20 protein-coding genes are annotated in these 15,506 nt (G+C 68.4%); 16 read left to right on the top strand and 4 right to left on the bottom strand.

Annotated elements, in window-relative coordinates; translation table 11 throughout:
• The first annotated feature begins 5 nt into the window (after positions 1-5).
• The 14 genes from ACIPSJ_RS44210 (at position 6) to ACIPSJ_RS44145 (ending at position 11,302) form a co-directional block, all read left to right on the top strand.
• On the top strand, positions 6-716 hold the full coding sequence (locus ACIPSJ_RS44210; RefSeq protein WP_401354714.1) for a hypothetical protein: 711 nt from the start codon (positions 6-8) through the stop codon (positions 714-716).
• A 29-nt stretch (positions 717-745) separates the two neighbouring features.
• Positions 746-985 (top strand): hypothetical protein, encoded by a 240-nt coding sequence (locus ACIPSJ_RS44205; protein WP_401354712.1) that lies wholly within the window; start codon positions 746-748, stop codon positions 983-985.
• A 13-nt stretch (positions 986-998) separates the two neighbouring features.
• Complete coding sequence (locus tag ACIPSJ_RS44200; RefSeq protein WP_401354710.1) at positions 999-1,313, top strand: hypothetical protein; 315 nt, start codon at positions 999-1,001, stop codon at positions 1,311-1,313.
• Positions 1,314-1,941: 628 nt separating this feature from the next.
• Positions 1,942-2,850, top strand: coding sequence for a hypothetical protein (locus tag ACIPSJ_RS44195; RefSeq protein ID WP_401354708.1), 909 nt, complete (start codon positions 1,942-1,944; stop codon positions 2,848-2,850).
• 142 nt (positions 2,851-2,992) lie between these two features.
• Complete coding sequence (locus tag ACIPSJ_RS44190) at positions 2,993-3,160, top strand: hypothetical protein (RefSeq protein ID WP_401354706.1); 168 nt, start codon at positions 2,993-2,995, stop codon at positions 3,158-3,160.
• 595 nt (positions 3,161-3,755) lie between these two features.
• Positions 3,756-4,391: a hypothetical protein gene (locus tag ACIPSJ_RS44185; RefSeq protein WP_401354704.1), complete on the top strand. Its 636-nt coding sequence runs from the start codon at positions 3,756-3,758 to the stop codon at positions 4,389-4,391.
• 470 nt (positions 4,392-4,861) lie between these two features.
• On the top strand, positions 4,862-5,365 hold the full coding sequence (locus ACIPSJ_RS44180; RefSeq protein ID WP_401354702.1) for a hypothetical protein: 504 nt from the start codon (positions 4,862-4,864) through the stop codon (positions 5,363-5,365).
• Between the two features lie 900 nt (positions 5,366-6,265).
• Positions 6,266-6,607: a hypothetical protein gene (locus tag ACIPSJ_RS44175; RefSeq protein ID WP_401354700.1), complete on the top strand. Its 342-nt coding sequence runs from the start codon at positions 6,266-6,268 to the stop codon at positions 6,605-6,607.
• A gap of 422 nt (positions 6,608-7,029) precedes the next feature.
• Complete coding sequence (locus tag ACIPSJ_RS44170) at positions 7,030-8,211, top strand: amidohydrolase (protein ID WP_401354697.1); 1,182 nt, start codon at positions 7,030-7,032, stop codon at positions 8,209-8,211.
• A gap of 21 nt (positions 8,212-8,232) precedes the next feature.
• Positions 8,233-9,279: a DUF5937 family protein gene (locus ACIPSJ_RS44165; protein WP_401354695.1), complete on the top strand. Its 1,047-nt coding sequence runs from the start codon at positions 8,233-8,235 to the stop codon at positions 9,277-9,279.
• A 22-nt stretch (positions 9,280-9,301) separates the two neighbouring features.
• Entirely contained in the window at positions 9,302-9,835 is a 534-nt protein-coding gene (locus tag ACIPSJ_RS44160; RefSeq protein WP_401354692.1) for a hypothetical protein, read from the top strand.
• Positions 9,836-9,941: 106 nt separating this feature from the next.
• Positions 9,942-10,157, top strand: coding sequence for a hypothetical protein (locus ACIPSJ_RS44155; protein WP_393814439.1), 216 nt, complete (start codon positions 9,942-9,944; stop codon positions 10,155-10,157).
• Positions 10,158-10,602: 445 nt separating this feature from the next.
• The gene (locus tag ACIPSJ_RS44150; RefSeq protein WP_401354690.1) at positions 10,603-10,809 is read left to right on the top strand and encodes a cold-shock protein; all 207 of its coding nucleotides are present in this window, start codon (positions 10,603-10,605) and stop codon (positions 10,807-10,809) included.
• A gap of 184 nt (positions 10,810-10,993) precedes the next feature.
• On the top strand, positions 10,994-11,302 hold the full coding sequence (locus tag ACIPSJ_RS44145; protein ID WP_401354864.1) for a hypothetical protein: 309 nt from the start codon (positions 10,994-10,996) through the stop codon (positions 11,300-11,302).
• Between the two features lie 490 nt (positions 11,303-11,792).
• On the opposite strand, the gene ACIPSJ_RS44140 is transcribed toward ACIPSJ_RS44145, so the two are convergent.
• Together ACIPSJ_RS44140 and ACIPSJ_RS44135 are read right to left on the bottom strand one after the other, a co-directional pair.
• Positions 11,793-12,005, bottom strand: coding sequence for a hypothetical protein (locus ACIPSJ_RS44140; protein ID WP_401354686.1), 213 nt, complete (start codon positions 12,003-12,005; stop codon positions 11,793-11,795).
• A gap of 2 nt (positions 12,006-12,007) precedes the next feature.
• Positions 12,008-12,589, bottom strand: coding sequence for a hypothetical protein (locus ACIPSJ_RS44135; protein WP_401354683.1), 582 nt, complete (start codon positions 12,587-12,589; stop codon positions 12,008-12,010).
• Between ACIPSJ_RS44135 and ACIPSJ_RS44130 the strand changes: the two genes are divergently transcribed.
• Complete coding sequence (locus ACIPSJ_RS44130) at positions 12,552-13,388, top strand: RHS repeat-associated core domain-containing protein (RefSeq protein ID WP_401354680.1); 837 nt, start codon at positions 12,552-12,554, stop codon at positions 13,386-13,388. The genes ACIPSJ_RS44135 and ACIPSJ_RS44130 overlap by 38 nt on opposite strands.
• On the top strand, positions 13,370-13,816 hold the full coding sequence (locus tag ACIPSJ_RS44125) for a hypothetical protein (protein ID WP_401354678.1): 447 nt from the start codon (positions 13,370-13,372) through the stop codon (positions 13,814-13,816). The genes ACIPSJ_RS44130 and ACIPSJ_RS44125 overlap by 19 nt, the downstream gene beginning before the upstream one ends.
• 306 nt (positions 13,817-14,122) lie before the next feature.
• On the opposite strand, the gene ACIPSJ_RS44120 is transcribed toward ACIPSJ_RS44125, so the two are convergent.
• Both ACIPSJ_RS44120 and ACIPSJ_RS44115 read right to left on the bottom strand, forming a co-directional pair.
• Complete coding sequence (locus tag ACIPSJ_RS44120; protein ID WP_401354676.1) at positions 14,123-14,575, bottom strand: response regulator; 453 nt, start codon at positions 14,573-14,575, stop codon at positions 14,123-14,125.
• 122 nt (positions 14,576-14,697) lie between these two features.
• A complete protein-coding gene (locus ACIPSJ_RS44115; RefSeq protein ID WP_359216875.1) occupies positions 14,698-15,447 on the bottom strand; it encodes a calcium-binding protein in 750 nt (249 codons plus the stop codon).
• Positions 15,448-15,506: the final 59 nt, after the last annotated feature.

The raw sequence follows: 15,506 nt of genomic DNA, 5'->3' as shown, positions 1-15,506 counted from the left end.
CCGCAATGCGCCACGCCTACACGGCCCTGGCCGCGACGGCGAAGGGCGCACCCGCCGCCTCGCTCGGCCACCGCGTTACGGCGCCCGTCTTCTACAACGACCTGCGCCTGATCAGCCTGCTGCTGTGCGGCGCATGGCCCGCACCGCTGCACATGCTGACCGTCGGCCCTGTCCACCACGACGCCCTGGACCGGCACGCGGCAGCCCAGAACCGGCCGCTGTCCGAGCGCCCGCTGATGCAGGACAGCCACGTCAACCGGGCCCAGGACCACCCTCCGGCGGAACCCGCCGCCGCGGCCGCCCTGGCCGTCCTCGCTCTTGACGCTCTCAAGCACCCCGATGCCGCCGACGTCATCGCACAGCTCGCTGCCGTCCCGGCCACCTACTGGGTCGGATGGGCCCGCCTGCCCGCGCTGCTGCCCCACTGCTCTCCGGCCCTGATCCGCGCGGTCGAGGGCGCCGCCCGAACACGGCGCGCCACGTACGGGGCGAGCGCCCTGCTCAGCTCGTTCGCCCAACCAGCCACCCATGTCGGGCTCCTGGACCCCGCCCGCATCCCCCAGCACCTCCCCGACTACTGGACCGGCCCGCTCGCCGACCTCGACGTACCCGACCATCACGCCCTGCGCCGCGACGCCGCTGTCCGGCTCCTGCAGATGGCCACACCCACCACCCCGACAACCCCCACGCCTACCAAAGCGCACTGGCCGCAATAGCCCACACCATCACCACCACAGCCGACGCGGTGAACTACGAGCACCGGCGCGAGCAACTGCGCGACTGGAACCTCCCTGAGACCGACTGGACCTACCTGCGCAACCGCACCCGCATCACCGACCCCCGCTACGACACCCCGCTGGACAAAGCAGTGGCTGGTGCATTCGTCTACCGCGTCCGGCCGGCGCATGAAGCGGCCGAGTATTTCGCTGCTGGTCGCGCTCGGTATCGTTGCCGTCTCCGTTACTGGGTGCGGGAGTTCCGATGACGAAGGGCTGCCGGTGCACGTGGTCAACGAGTCGGCCTGGGATGCCCACGTGTTCGGTTGTCCAGGGTGCGGGAAGCTCGGCGTTGTGGTCGAAGGGGAACCTGACCGAAAGCCCGGCGAGAGCGGCGGTTCCGTCATGGGGTGGACCGAGGGACGCGCGTGGCCTACGACATACAAGGTCGTTGTCCGCGGAGTGCAGTCGGTCTGCCCGTTCATCGACCCCGAGCCTGGTAAGGCGGAGGGCGCGGTGGGGACCCGTGACGTCATCTACATAGTGGACGAGAGCGGGAAATGCGTCGAAGGCCCGGGGAGCATGGACGAGATCTGACACCAGCGGCTGACATCGACAAGCGCGGACAGCGGCGGTCAGCACCAGACCTCAGGCGAGGGACCGCGCCACTCTGGTGCCAGAACACGCGGGGACTCACGGGGAACCGGGGTTCGCCAGGACCGTGCCGACAGCCCACGCGCAGGGCAGAGAATCCCCAGGTCCCGCTCACGACGACTGTTCTTGAGTTCGCTCGGGGGCGGTTGGCGAGATCCCGCTGATCTTCATGATCGGTCGGGATCTTTGTCGTTTTCGGGGTGTGTTCGATGTGGTGTCCGAATGTGTGGGACGTCACGGGTGGTCACTGGTGGGGATTCCGCCGAGGAATCGGTGCTGATTCGGTGCGGGAGGAGGGGCGTGCACGTCGCGGGGCAGGCCGAAGCCCAGGTCGTGGCGCGGCGGTGTCAGGTCGCCTGGGTGGTGCGGGGGCCGGCAGGCGGTGGAATCCCGAAGGTCGACGAGACGGGTGGCCGTTGTCCGTCGCTCGGTAGAGATCTCGGACTGTCGTGATGACCTGGGGCGCGAGGTTCGCGAGGCGCTGTTGCGATTCACCCCGGGACGCGTACTCGGCAAGCGGTGTCTGACCCACGCGACACGTGGCCCATCCTCACGCCGGTAGTGTGGCGCGGTGGACATCCTGGCGTTCGACGCGCTGAAGGGGGTCTTGCGCGCCGCAGCGGCAGGCAGCCCGCAGGACCGCTTTGCGGCCGGAATGTTTCTGTTGGTCTTCGCAGGGATCAGCGGGTACGGCCTGCTCTGGCTGATGGTCAGGCGTAGCGGTGAGGCGCAGATGCGGGACTGTCTCGTGCAGTTGTGGGACACCCTCCCGCACAGGTCGCGGCCGGTCGAACCGCACCTGCTGCAGGGCGTACGCGACCCGGTCACCATCGCCGGTCGTACCACGGCCGGCCCGGCGGGGACGTTGACCGCTCCGCTGTCGGGCTCGGCATGCGTCTGGTACCGGGTTCGAGTTACCCGTGACGACGAGGTGGGCTCGAACAGCGGTACTTGCCATGGTGTTCTCTACAAGGACCACTGCGAACCCGACCTGGTCACGGTCGCGGTCGCGGACGCCACCTCGGTCTTGCTGGATCCGGGCCTGTGCGCCCGCAGCCTGGTACCGGGCCGGGAACACGACCTGGTCGAACGCACCATCGAAGAGTGCACGTCGCCGCCCTCGGGCAGGCAACTGCCCCTCAACCCCGGCCCGCACCTGGCGAGCCTGATCGAGGCCGGCCGGGTCGACGCCGCCGCACTCAAGCGCAATGTGCGGTCGAGCACCAACAGCTTCACCGTCACCGAGGATGTCGTCCGGCCCGACACCGACGTCCTGGCCACTGGGGGCGCCACCGCAGTCGGCGGGACGCTCACACTGACCGCCCGCGACGGGCACCGTGACGGCGTAACCGCAATGGGCCCCGCGCAGATCACCGATCACATCGCCGCACGCCGCCGCTGGCAGAAGGGGGTGGCGTTCGCACTCCTGGCCGCGACGTCGTTGTTCTGCACGTTCGGGATGCTCCTGCTGTCCCGGTAACTTGGTGGGCTGGTGTGCCGCACGGCGTTGTCGGACGGCACCCGACCTCGACGGCGGTGTTCACCGTGGCCCTGACGAGTCTCAGGGGAGTGCCATGAACCAGGTGTGAGCCTCCGCGAGCAGGCACCCGATGAGTCCAACGATGGATCAGCGGATCGAGACCTTGGGCAGCGTGTCGCTCGCCGTGGCCGACAGCAATGTTCAGGGTGCCGACGTGAGGTCGATGCCGGTGTCGCCGAACGGTCTGTCAAGCGAGCTGCTGGAGGAGCTGGCCACGCTCGCGGCCGGGAAGGTCCGCGGACACCTGTGAGGCGGACCGAAGAACGGATACGCCCGCTGGTACGCCACCACCAACACCCCCACCTCCCTGGTGAAGGCCATCACTCAGAGCGTGTCCGACCCGGCGCCCCTGCCGCGCTGGAGAGATGCTTCCTGGGCTGCGCGAGGCTGCCCAGCTCACGCCCGTCACACCGAACGTGCCCTCGGTTCCGACCCCGCTCGACATCCAGCGCGCCCGCACCCGACGGCCGCCGGCACTCGGCACCCGCAGCGCCCCGCGCTGGATCATCGCCACCCTTCCTCCGGCGCCCGCTGCCCCACATACGGCCACACGCCGCCGATCCGTCGCTGCCCATGACCGACAACACCCGCCCTGAGAAAGGATCTTGTGATGCTCAGCCCGCTGATTGCTCTCGACGACCACGACGTGGTCGAGTTCCTGCCCCGCCACTTCTTGTCAACTCTGGGCGTGTTGCTGCCGCTGCGCTGATTCCGGTGAGCGCTGCTGGAACTGCCCGATCCCCCTGCCCGCACCGCCGGCCCGAAGCTGCCCGACCATCCGCGCCTCGGCACAACAACCGTCCAGGGCAGGGTAATTGACGACAAACGGTGGTCTACTGCATGACATGCGCCTTACGGACGACACGCGGGACACGCTGTTGATGGGTGCGGCCGGTGGAGGGTTCGCGGCGGTGCTCCTCCTCGTCGTCGAGTTGTTCATGCGATTGCCGTGGCAGTGGATGGTGCCCCTCCCCGCCGGCGCGCTCGTGTTCGGTGTTCTGCTCGCCGCCACGTCGTTGGGCGACGAAGAGCGCGAGGCGGAGCGGCGGGAGGGCAGTCGCGTGTGCCTGCTCGCCTGGGCGTGCCTCAACGGGGGGCGTTGCGAGACCGACCCGGCGGCGTTCACCACCGACGGGGAAGGGTGGGAGCTGCCGGCGAGCCGGCTTTTCCGCGGCACACTGCTGGCCGTGGGCCACCGGGAGGGCGTCGAGGTGGGCATCGCCTGCGCCATGAGCGAGGACCCCAGTGCGGAATACTTTTGGTACATGACGGTCCTGGTCCGCCTCCGTGAGGAGCATTCGCCGGCACGGGTGCACCACCGGAAGACACACCGACTGGGCCTGCCGTCGGAGGTGGAGTCGGTGGCGATGGCCGACCGGGAACTGTGCGTGCGGTACGCGGGCTGGCCGACGGATTTTGTGGCGCTGAACAGGCAGGTCGACGCAGTCGTCAGGCTGGCGGCGAGCCTGCCGGAGGCATGACGCGGACGCAGACTCGTGCACTGTCCCGGCTCTGGCTCCCCTCCGTGAACGTTGCTCGCCTGACCTGCAAGTCCGCAAGATCCTCAACGGACACTGGCAGCGGGTGCGGCCCTGGTCGGGGAGCGCGCTGACGATCTCCCGTATCTCGTACCGGCCCTGGTGACCGCTGGCCGAGGGGCGCACGGCCTTCCATACTGTCGGCGACCACCGGTTCGATCGGCGCCCGCTGCTTCGTCGGGCAGGTCAGTCTTGTGGGGCTTGCGCTGCGCGCAGGGGGTTCTGCCCAGCGGGCCCGAGCCCGCTGACCAGTTGTGATGCCGCAACCTCACGCGTTCAGGTGGCGATAAATCACCTGTCAACTCGCTTGCCGCCCTCTCGAAGGCGCACCTGCTCGGGGCCGGGCCTTGTTTCAGTCCACCAGATCCTCCAAACTCCTTCAAAAATAGGCGAGTTGAAGTGAGGTCCCGGCCTTGAACACCCTCTTGTGGATCGCACAGTGGGTTATCGCCATCAGCCTGCTGGTGTCGTTCCTGGCGATGCCGTCCCTCATCCGCAGGGGCGTGGCCCGGAACAACGCGACGGCCGTCCTCATGTCCTGCTTCGGTCTCGCCTGCGGCATCGGCCTCGTCGTGCCGTGGTGGACCGGACGGGCCATGCCGGTGACCCCGGTGGCCGCCTCGCTGGTGGTACTCAGCTCGCTGGCGGACGGTCTGACGAACCGCATGCCGACCGGTGACGCCTTCTACCTCGTACTCCTCGTCGTCATGAGTGTCGCAGTCGCGCTGGGCCGCTTCCGCTCCTTCGGCCGCTGGCATGCCTCGTTCGGCGACTGGTTCTTCGTTGTCGGCGGGACTCTGCTGCTGGTGGTGTGTCTCCTCGGAGCCCCGGCGGGTCCGACCAAAAACAGATGGATCCAGGCCGGAGGGGGACTGGCCGGCATCCTGGGCGGGGCCCTGGGCATGCTGGAAAGCTGATCCGTTCTCGCTTCCCTCGGCAGGCGCCATGTTTGCTGCCACAATGATCGGATCAAGGTGGAGCGCCGCAGGCGAAGCCGAGGACGAACGACCCCGCCCCGGGACGCGGGGCGGCCGTCATCACGGCCCGAAGAAGGAGCCGGCCCCCTCCAGGTGGCCTCAAAACTCGCATACATTTCATGCTCCGACAGGCAGTAACTGGCTCCCGAACTCACTTACCAGCGGACCCCGTTCTCACCTGCGAAGCCACGGACGGCAGTGGCAGCGCGCTGCTCTTCAGGCGGCTGCCAGGGTGACTGCCGACGCCTTGATGCGGCCACGCGGCCTGAACGGCCTCGGTCCTCGTTCTCATGCGCCGCAGCCTGCGCCAGTGCCTGGAGCGTCAGGCTGACGAACAGAACCGCCGTCGACTTCATCGACGGCATCCGCGGACCACCACACCCGCGGCACCGCATCATGCGCATCCGCGATCACGACCGGCCGCAGCCGTGGAACGCCTCCCCTGCCCACGCGGCGAACCATACGCATACCCGTCCCATCCTCCCAGCACGGGACAGGACAGCAGGTGTGATGTGAGTCGGCGCCCACGGTAAGACCACATGCGGTGAGAGAGGACTTCGACATGCTCGACGGACCGGCCAAGGCTTCCCGAAGTCGAGTTCAGTTCCGCGCCGGGCGGTCTGATCAGCGCGCAGGAGGGTCTCGCCGGGGTGTTGCCCGGTGTGACCCGGGATCTGGTTCCCGACATGGTTGGTATGGACTCCGAGCCGGACTGGGCTGACGAAGCCATGGTGCCACTGCGCAGTGGCTGGAGGCCATGAACTACGAACTGATCTCCCGCGCCCACGCCAACCCGGCACTGCCGCCACCCGACGACCACGCCCCTCCAGCGATCTGGTCGTGGACCGGATCACGTTCGACCGGCAGTCCACGGAGATGCCGGCCGATCGTGTTGGCGAGGATACTGTTCGGCGGGTCCGGACTCAGCTCGGTGAGCTACTGCGCAACCTCATCGACATTTCCGTCGCACAAGGCTCCACCCTGGCTCAGGAATGGACCGGATGGGCATTACTGGCCGCGATGAGCGCCCAGCAGATCTACGAGAGCGAGCTTCCCCACCCCGCCAGGACGGCGGCGCCCGCTCTGAGTCGCACACTCGCCTTCACCGCCTGCAACACCGGCCGAGCACTGATCATCGCAACCGCAGTGGACCTCATCGACGTGGCGGAACTGGCAGCCTGACCCCGCCGAGCCAGCCCTTCACAGCGGCGACACTGTGGCGCGAACCAGTCGTGGCCATGCCCATCAGCAGCAGATCCCATCGCCATCCAGTTCCCTGCGCCGTACGCCGAATCGCCGCCCTTTCCGGCATGAGACCGCACCGTGTCCCCGCGGATCGGATTCGGCGCGGTGAGGTCACGACTTCGCTCAGGAGGAGCCGCACTCAACTGTGTTCCCGCCGCCGATCGTGACATTCGTGGTGTCGCGTAGATCGGCTGCGCCGTCCCCACGTCGTGTTCATGGATACCCGGCCGTTCGTCCGGTCGGTGAGGGTTGCCTGGGGCGCGGTAATCGGCGGCAACGCGCTCGTGCCCGGCCGCAGGCTCGTCATACCTGAAAGCACGTCACTCCGTGCGTCGTACGAGGGGAGTCCCATGTCATCCTTGAAAGCGCCCTCTGTGAAGGCGCTGTCCGCCGAATTGGCCGTGCTGCGGCCCCGCATGGACGCCGTCAGCCTGTCCATCCACGCGCGTCCCGAGCTGAAGTTCGCCGAGTTCCACGCCCGGCAGGTGCTGACCCGATGGCTCGGCGAGGCGGGCTTCACGGTGACCGCCCCCGTGGACGGCCTCGACACCGCCTTCGTGGCCCTGCACGAGGGCAGCCGCTTGGGACCCCGCGTCGCCGTGCTCGCGGAGTACGACGCGCTGCCGGGTGTCGGCCACGGCTGCGGTCACAACCTCATCGCGGCCGGAGGGGTGGCGGCGGCCCTGGCCGTCGTACGGGCGCTGCCCGCGCATCCGGGCACAGTCGCGGTGATCGGCACCCCGGGTGAGGAGATGGGGGGCGCGGGCAAGGTGCGTCTGGCCGATGCGGGGGTCTTCGACGGAGTGGACGCGGCGGTGATGTTCCATCCGGGGGACCGCTGGCTGACCGGTCGACCCGGGCTCGCGGCGGCGCACCTGCGGGTCGAGTTCACCGGGGTCGGCGCGCACGCCTCGGTGTCGCCGTGGCAGGGGCGCAGCGCGCTGGCCGCCGCCCAGCTGTTCCTCAACGCCCTTGATGCGCTGCGGCAGTTCGTCCCGCCGAGCGCCCGGCTGCACGGCATCGTCGTCGACGGCGGTCAAGCGCCCAACGTGGTCCCCGCGCATGCTGCGGTCGACCTGTACGTACGGGACCGTACGGCCGCGTCGGCCGCGGCGCTGGTGGAGCGGGTACGGGCCGCAGCGGCGGGGGCCGCGCTCGCCACGCAGACGCAGGCGGAGGTCTCCGAGACCGGGCCGCTGTATGCGGAGCGACGCAACAACGCCGTTCTCGCGGAGCGGTTCGGGGCGACGGTGCGCGCGCTGGGCGCAGGCATAGGGCCCTACGACCCCGACGGCCCCGCCGGGTCCTCCGACATCGGTAACCTCTCGCAGCTGATGCCGGTCATCCACCCCTACGTTCAGATCGCCGACGCCGGTACGCCCGCACACTCCGAGGCCATGCGGGAAGCCGCAGCGACGCCGCTGGCTCACGACCGCACGCAGGTCGCGGCGACCGGGCTCGCCGAGGTGGTCGCCGCACTGCTCACGGAGCCGGAGGTGCTGGCGGCTGCGCGGGCCGAGTTCGAGGGGGCGGCGGGGTGAAAGCGCCGTACACTCCCGCTCATGTCGGTCGTGATCGTCCTGGAAGGTACCGCCTCCGACCGGTTCACGGTCACCGTGTACCCGCCCGCCGAGCTGGCCGCGAGCCTGCATGTGCTGACCGGACATGGCCACCACACCGAGCACGCGGCCTGGGCCGAGCGGACCATCGCCGCCGGGCCGGCCGCCTTCCGGGCCGGCCTCGGACGGTTCGCCCCGCTGTGGACCGCGCTGCGCTGGCGGGGGTTCTACCCCGGGCTCCAGACGCCCCCGACGGAACTCACGGTGGACCGGTTCGCCGAACTCACCGCGTACACCTGCGCCAGCGGCTACCGCGCCTTCGACTTCGGCCGGGTGCTCCACGACCCGGCACAGGCGCGTGCGCTGCGCCAGACCGCGTCCGGACTGCCGGATCCGCACTCCGCCCTCGCCGAGGACCTGCTACGCGACCCGGAGTCCCTGCGCGCCGACGTGCTCGACTTCCTCGACCTGTGCCGCCGCGTCTACTTCGACGACCTGTGGGCGCGCACCGAGCCCGTCCTGTCCCGCACTGCCCACCGGGTGCGCCAACGACTCGCGGACGAGGGGCCCATGGCAGCGCTGCTCTCGCTCAGCCCGTCCAGCGCCCGTCTGGACAGCCCCGCGCGGGTCGTCTTCGACAAGGTGCACCACGCGGTGATCAGCCCCGCCCGTACGCCCCTGCTGCTGATCCCCACCCGGTACGGCGCCCCGCACCTGCTGGTGAAGGACGAGCCGGGACTGCCCCCCGTCGTGCACTTTCCCGTCGACGTCCCAGGGATCGGCGTCACCCTGGCGCGCAGCCGTATGCTGGCGCTCACCGATCCGCGTCGGGTACGCCTGTGCCGCCTCATCGCACGCCAGGCGATGACCACCGCCGACCTGGCGGACCGGCTGTCGATGACCCGCCCGCAGGTCGCGCGGCATCTGCGCACCCTGCGCGACCTGGGCCTGGTCCAGGTGGAGCGCCACGGTCGTTATGTGCACTACGGGCTCGACCTCGCCACCGTCGAACGCATCGGACAGGACGTGGCGACGGCCCTGCAGTACTGAGCAGGACCATGGGGCGGTCCGCGTGACAGACCGATATCCGATCGTCCGCCACCGCGAGCTGCGCCCTCGGTGGCGGTGGAGCGCGTGGCGCGAGCGGCGCCATCCACTGATCGCCGGGCGCGGTCAGGTACTCGTACACGTCGTCGAGGGGGCGTACACGACCGAGACGGCCGATCCCACACGGTGCAGCGTCGTGACCCTGGTCGATGTCCGTCCCAAGCATGTGTCCGTCCACTGGGAGCTGACGGCGTCCGGCAAGGACTGGGACTTCCCCGTCACGGTGACCTTCCGCTGCACGGTCGTCGATCCGGCCGCGGTCGCCCGCAGCCGGCGCACGGGTGCTCGCCTGTGGGACGTGCAGCACGTTCTCGCCCAGGATCCCAGGCCATCGAGGCTGATGCGGGTACACCCCGTGGGCGACGAGGACGGCCTGAGCCTGGCCCTGACCGCGATGCTCCAAGCACGACCGGCCCACCAGGACATCCCAGGGGTGCGGGTCAACCTCGTGGAGGTGAGCGTGGGACCGGCCCGAGACTGGATCGACGACGAGGCGTAAAGCATCGAGGTGACCGCCGGACGCGTACGAAACTGCCGTCTGGCGGCACGATTCCGGGAAACGATCTCCAGTAAGACGGGAAGCGAGCTTCAAACGGCCATGGCCCGTGGACGAGAACGGCATCCCCACGTCCTGCTTCATCCCCAGCATCAGCGCCGTCGCCGCCGGCGAAATCGACAACCAGACCGCGCTCTACAAGCCCATCACACCCGACACCAGCGAACTCGACGCCTTCCTCTGCGCCAGCCGCAACGAAGCACACACCACCATGACCGAAGAACTCGGCGCATGGATCGTGAACGAGATCATCGCCAACAGCTGACCCTTCTTACGGGGCCGACTGAGCCATGGCCGGCCGTGCCCGAGCAAGCGTTCGATCGTGAGGGGGCGCTGTCGAGGTGATCATCATCGAAGGCGATTTCCACTCCAGAGCGAAACTGAGCGTCGAAGTTGTCCATCCGGGCCACCTATCGCGCTCAGTCACAGCAACGGAGCGAAACGGGCTTGATTCAGGGGCCGCGGGCGCGAGTGTGAGGTGCGTCTCATTCTTCATTCCTCCCCCGTACGGCGGCTGCTTTCGGCGGAAGGAGCGAGGGGTATCGGGGGCGACGATGACGGCCGCAAAAGGGCCGGGGTGGCGCCGGCAGGGGAACCGGCGGGTCGGTAGACCGTCTGCGGCAACCGGGGTGGAAGACTCGTCAAGATCGCGGCGAGGTGCCCTCTGGGGCGTCTCGGCCAGGGCATTCATCACAGATGCGGGAGTTGCAATGGCGCAGGGAACGGTCAAGTGGTTCAACTCGGAGAAGGGGTTCGGATTCATCACCCCCGAGGGCGGAGGTCCCGACGTCTTCGTGCACTACTCCGAGATCCAATCCCGGGAGTTCCGGACCCTGGAGGAGAACCAGCGGGTGCAGTTCGAGATCGGCCAGGGCACCAAGGGGCCACAGGCCACCGGCGTCACGGTGATCGGCTGACGTTCCGTTCACGGGCCGGCGAGCGCAGTCGGTCTCGCCGGGGCATAGAAAGCAATGCGGTCCCCGGCGAACCCAGCCAGAGCCAGTGGCCTTGGGGCAGTTGCGTGAGTGACACCCTGGCGACGCCCACTCCGGCACCGGCACCGCCCGCGGGATAGCCCGTGGACGGCTCAACAGCACATAAATCAAGTTCGACGGCCACCGGACGGTCGTCTGGCGGGAGAGGGGCACGGTCCGGTTGCAGGCCCGCTCCGGGCGCGACGTCACCGCGGTGTGGATGGACCTGGCCCTGGCGGCCTTCGACATGCTCCCGCCGGGCACCGTCCTCGACGGCGAGGCCGTGATCTACGCCCATGGGAGGATCGACTTCGGCGCGGCGCAGTCGCGTGCCCTGTCCGCTCCGGCCCGGGCGCGCCGCCTCGCACGCCACCAGCAGACCATCACTGCACGGCCAACAGGACGGATTTCAAGGGGACTTCACCAAAATGAATGAAGATCACCAACAGCATCGAACTTGGGGAGCGGCAGCGGAGAGTTGCCGTGGGATGTCGACGGGGCGTCGTCATCACGAGCGATCTGCGCGCTGTACACCGTCGTAGCCGCCACCATCGTAGATCGTTTCCAGCTGGTGTTGTCCTCACCGCAGGAGCTCACCATGCCAGTGATGTACAAGTCCGGGGACTGGCTGACGGTTCTCGACGGACCGGACGAAGGTGCGACGTTGCAAGTGGCTTCCGTCCGGATGTTCGCTGCGGACCCCGGGTACTACCTTGTTGGTGGCGCGGGACTCTACAGCCCGGGAATGGTGGCGCCGGCCCGAGAGCGCAGCGAAGGCAATCCGTGCGGGAGTCCGTGTCACGATCGCCAGCACGGTGAGCTGATGACCTGCGATCATTGCCGGGGCGTGTACCTCTGTCACCTTGCTCGCGAGCCCATCGCAGGCGTCCGCCGAGCGTGACGCCCTGCGTGTCCCACTGCGGCGCTCACCTGTCGTGTCCTTCCTGATCGGCGGCGTCGGCGGGCGGTGCCTGCCAGACCGGGGTCTGAAGCGGCGGCCGCAGCTCGCGCGGCCGGGGCAGCGGAGCCGCGGTTGCGGACGCCGCGTCGCTGAACAAGGCCTGGGCCTGCGGCACGGTGGTGGTGGGCCGGAGTGCCTGCGGGCTGCCGGCGGGTGCGTGGTGGCGTGGCTGCGGCATCGTCACATCCTCCCGAACGCGATGCTGCTGCAGCCGGAGCACAGCAGTTCCTGCGAGCCCTCCGGCAGGGGGTCGCTGCAGTCCTGGCAGAGCACGAGGTCGGCGTCGGTGTAATCCTCGGCGCAGGCGAAGCACAGGGTGGCGGTCTCGTCGGGCGCCGCGACGGTAACCGCCTCCATGACCAGGGCGTTGGTGGAGCAGTTCGGGCAGGCCCGTACCGGGGCGTCCTCGTCCTCGCCCGGCGCGGGGCCGTCCTGGCCCAGCACGATCCAGGCGTACTCGGCGGCGGCCACGGACGGGTCGTCCCAGCTTTTGAGGCAGAACCGGCAGGCGGGAAGGTCCTTGTCGCCGAGAACCAATGCGTGCTGGGCGCACTCGGGGCAGACCACCGTGGCGGCGGTCACCGCAATGAGCTCGGCGCGCAGGTCGTCCATGCGGGTCTTGAGATACGACTCGGTGCCCCGCAGCTGGCTGCGGACGAGGGTCAGGGTCTGCTCGACGGCGGCGGCCTGCGGCTCGTCGAGGCCGGGCAGCAGGTGCTCGGTGATGAAAGGCAGCAGCGGCGGAGACCTGGACGCGATCACCAGCGCGTCAGGCGACACCGTCCTGCAGCTGACCGACATCCATGGTGATGTGACCGTCCGACTACCGCTGGACACCTCCCAGGCGGTCACCGCGCTCGCCTACGACGAGTACGGCAACGCGGAGGGCGACACCTCCACCACCCGCTACGGCTGGCTCGGCGGCAAGCAACGGTCCAGCGAGACGGTCACCGGCGCCACCCTCATGGGGATACGCCTCTACGACCCGACCACCGGACGTTTCCTGTCCGTCGACCCGGTCCCCGGGGGCTCGGCAAATGCCTACGAGTACTGCAACCGCGATCCCGTCAACAACTACGACCTCGACGGCAAGAGTTGGTGGCGTCGGGCACTGAAGTACACCGCGATCGGAACTGGCATCGCTGACGCAATTGCATGCGGCGCCTCGGTCGTCTGCGGTATCGCTGTGGGCGCGGCAGCAGGCGCCGGCGCCCACGCTGCCTCGCACGCGGGACGGCGAAGCTGGAGATGGGGCGGATTCGCCAGGGCAACGACCGTCGGAGCCCTCAGCGGTATCGGATGGGGCGGTTTTACCCGCGGCGCCGGCCATGAAGGCATACGCTTCGCCTGGCGTGGCGCAAGGCGCTTCGGAGTAAGCTTCACCAAGAAGGCATCCGCACGCGGCAGTAATTTCTGGTGGAACCGTGCCGGAAGATACAGCAACAAATTCCGCATCCACAGTCACCGCATTCCGGGAATGTCGCGCTGGAAGTTCGTCCACTGCCACCGTCGCGGAAACAGAAACATCGGAAATCACAGGCCATGGCAGGGAAGGTGGTAACCACGAACAACGAGCAAGGGCAAGCGGACATCGCGGTCTCCTTTCCGATCGTTCTGATCGACGACGGTCAATGGCTGACCGTGTGCGGATCCTTGCCGGACCTGCAACTGGCCGTCGAGCCGGATTTCCTCGATGACATCGTGGCTGGATATGATGCGCTGGCTCGCCCTCTGCAGCTCTTCGCGCAAGAGAAACAGGGCAGTTGGGGCACGAGGGATGCTGACACGATGGTCCGGGTGTCAGGAGCACCCGAACCGGAAGCACTTCAGCGAGACGTTCGGAGCTTCTTTTCGCTCTGGACCGATGAAGAGGCACCCGAGTTCGGTGACGATCTGCTGCAGTACATCAACTCCGTAAAGTCCCGCACAGAAACAGTGCGGACCCGGAGAAAAGCAAGAAGGCCAGAGGATCAGATTTGGCGCCGGTGACGGCCCGCCATATTTCTTGCCGGGCCGTCACCGGTCTCCTGACATCATGGCCCCGGGAATGGCCCCACCCGATATCAGGTGACAAGGCATAGGGCCCAGGAGCCGGTTGGCTCGTGGACCCTGATCATGATGGTCACAGGGGTGATGTGCGGGAGCCCATGAATATCCTCCGCCTCGGAGATACGCCTACGGTGCGGCCAGGAAGTGAAACGGGTACACCTCCGACAGCCACGTGATCACCTGATCCAGCGATAGCACCACACCTGTTGCAACGATTAGGCTCAGGCGAGCCGGGGCTGAGCTGCATCAACCGGAACGTCCCGTCACCGCTACGCTCCGAACCCCTGGAGAATTGCAGTTGGCCTGTCCCCGGGCGACCAGGGCGAGGACTTCCCGTTCCCGGTCGGTGAGCGCGGCCAGGCGGCTGCGCTGGGCGGGCGCGGACGTGGGGGACTGCAGGACGAGGTGTTCGACCAGGCGCCGGGTGAGGGAGGGCGCCACCATGACCTCGCCCCGCAGCACCGCCCGGACGGTCACCAGGATCTCCTCGGCGGGGGCGTCCTTGACGAGGAAGCCGTTCGCGCCGGCACGCAGGGCCGCGTAGGCGTACTCGTCGAGGTCGAAGGTGGTGACGACGAGGATCCGGGGCCCATGGTGCCGCGCGCGGAGATGTTCGGTCGCGGCGAGCCCGTCCAGGCCGGGCATGCGAACGTCCATCAGGACGAGGTCCGGCTCCAGGGCGGCCACACCCGGCCCCATCTCCCGCTCCGGCAAGCTGATCCAGCCGGGGATACGCTCACACCACGGCGCGACCCTGCCCGCCCACAACTCCTCATCGCGGACGTGCCGCTACCGAAAGTTCCTGGCGCTCGCCGGCTGGGTCAGCGTACGTCGATGTAGTCGCCCGTGGCCCTGGCCGTCGAAGTGGTCGTGTCGCCGGGGAAGTACCAGCGCCAATAGCCGTCGGCCGTGGCCCTGACCGTGGTCTTCAAAGTGCCGCCGCTGCCGCTGGTCACCGTCTTGACCGTGGTGTACGTGGAGGTGCCGGCCTTGCGGAACTGAAGCTTCACCTTACGGCCGGAGTAGCCCCCGTACTTGTGGGTCTCCCAGTTGGCGCGGGTCAGCTTGCCGGTCACGGTGAGCGTGGCGTTCTTCCTCACCGGCTCCGGAGAGGCGTTGGCCGTGAGCTTCGCCTGCCGCCGCACCGTGAACGTGGCGGCCTTGTCCGCGCTGAGCCAGTCGCCGTCCTTGCCGTACACATAGGCCTCGATGTACCAGGGGTCGTCTGCCGGGCCGTTGCCGTAGAAGTTGCTTGTGTCCACCGTCCAGGAGCCGCTGCACGTCGTGGTCGTGGCGCTGTCGGCGGTGCAGGTCAGGCCTCGGTCCGACGCCCGGTAAATGTAGGACGGCAGCCTCACATGGAGGTTCATTTCCCTGATGCCGGAGTTGTCCCGGGCTGTGACGCTCACCTTGAAGGTCTTGGGGGCGGTGGGGCCCAGCGCGAGCTCGGCACCGCCGTTGACGACCACGTCGGTGATCGTCGTGTCGCCGTCGGCGTGAGCGGCCGGGACCGCGAGGACCGAGAGGGCCAGGGCGCCGGTCAGCGCGGTAGCCAGAGAACGTATACGCATTCATTGCCTCCACATTGGTTACGGAGCACGTCCACTGTTCCAGGTATCGACCAGGAAAT

It is taken from the genome of Streptomyces sp. NPDC090088 (genome assembly GCF_044747345.1).
Classification (GTDB): Bacteria; Actinomycetota; Actinomycetes; order Streptomycetales; family Streptomycetaceae; genus Streptomyces.
Note: the sequence above shows the minus strand (reverse complement) of the source record. Positions and strands in the feature narration are given on the sequence as shown.

Bases quoted from the DNA above. Each gene is read 5' to 3' on its own strand.
- ACIPSJ_RS44130 (WP_401354680.1), top strand. From the start codon at position 12,552: ATGAAAGGCAGCAGCGGCGGAGACCTGGACGCGATCACCAGCGCGTCA.
- ACIPSJ_RS44120 (WP_401354676.1), bottom strand. From the start codon at position 14,575: ATGGGGCCGGGTGTGGCCGCCCTGGAGCCGGACCTCGTCCTGATGGAC.
- ACIPSJ_RS44185 (WP_401354704.1), top strand. From the start codon at position 3,756: ATGCGCCTTACGGACGACACGCGGGACACGCTGTTGATGGGTGCGGCC.
- ACIPSJ_RS44210 (WP_401354714.1), top strand. From the start codon at position 6: ATGCGCCACGCCTACACGGCCCTGGCCGCGACGGCGAAGGGCGCACCC.
- ACIPSJ_RS44150 (WP_401354690.1), top strand. From the start codon at position 10,603: ATGGCGCAGGGAACGGTCAAGTGGTTCAACTCGGAGAAGGGGTTCGGA.
- ACIPSJ_RS44190 (WP_401354706.1), top strand. From the start codon at position 2,993: ATGGATCAGCGGATCGAGACCTTGGGCAGCGTGTCGCTCGCCGTGGCC.
- ACIPSJ_RS44125 (WP_401354678.1), top strand. From the start codon at position 13,370: ATGGCAGGGAAGGTGGTAACCACGAACAACGAGCAAGGGCAAGCGGAC.
- ACIPSJ_RS44140 (WP_401354686.1), bottom strand. From the start codon at position 12,005: ATGCCGCAGCCACGCCACCACGCACCCGCCGGCAGCCCGCAGGCACTC.
- ACIPSJ_RS44165 (WP_401354695.1), top strand. From the start codon at position 8,233: ATGTCGGTCGTGATCGTCCTGGAAGGTACCGCCTCCGACCGGTTCACG.
- ACIPSJ_RS44115 (WP_359216875.1), bottom strand. From the start codon at position 15,447: ATGCGTATACGTTCTCTGGCTACCGCGCTGACCGGCGCCCTGGCCCTC.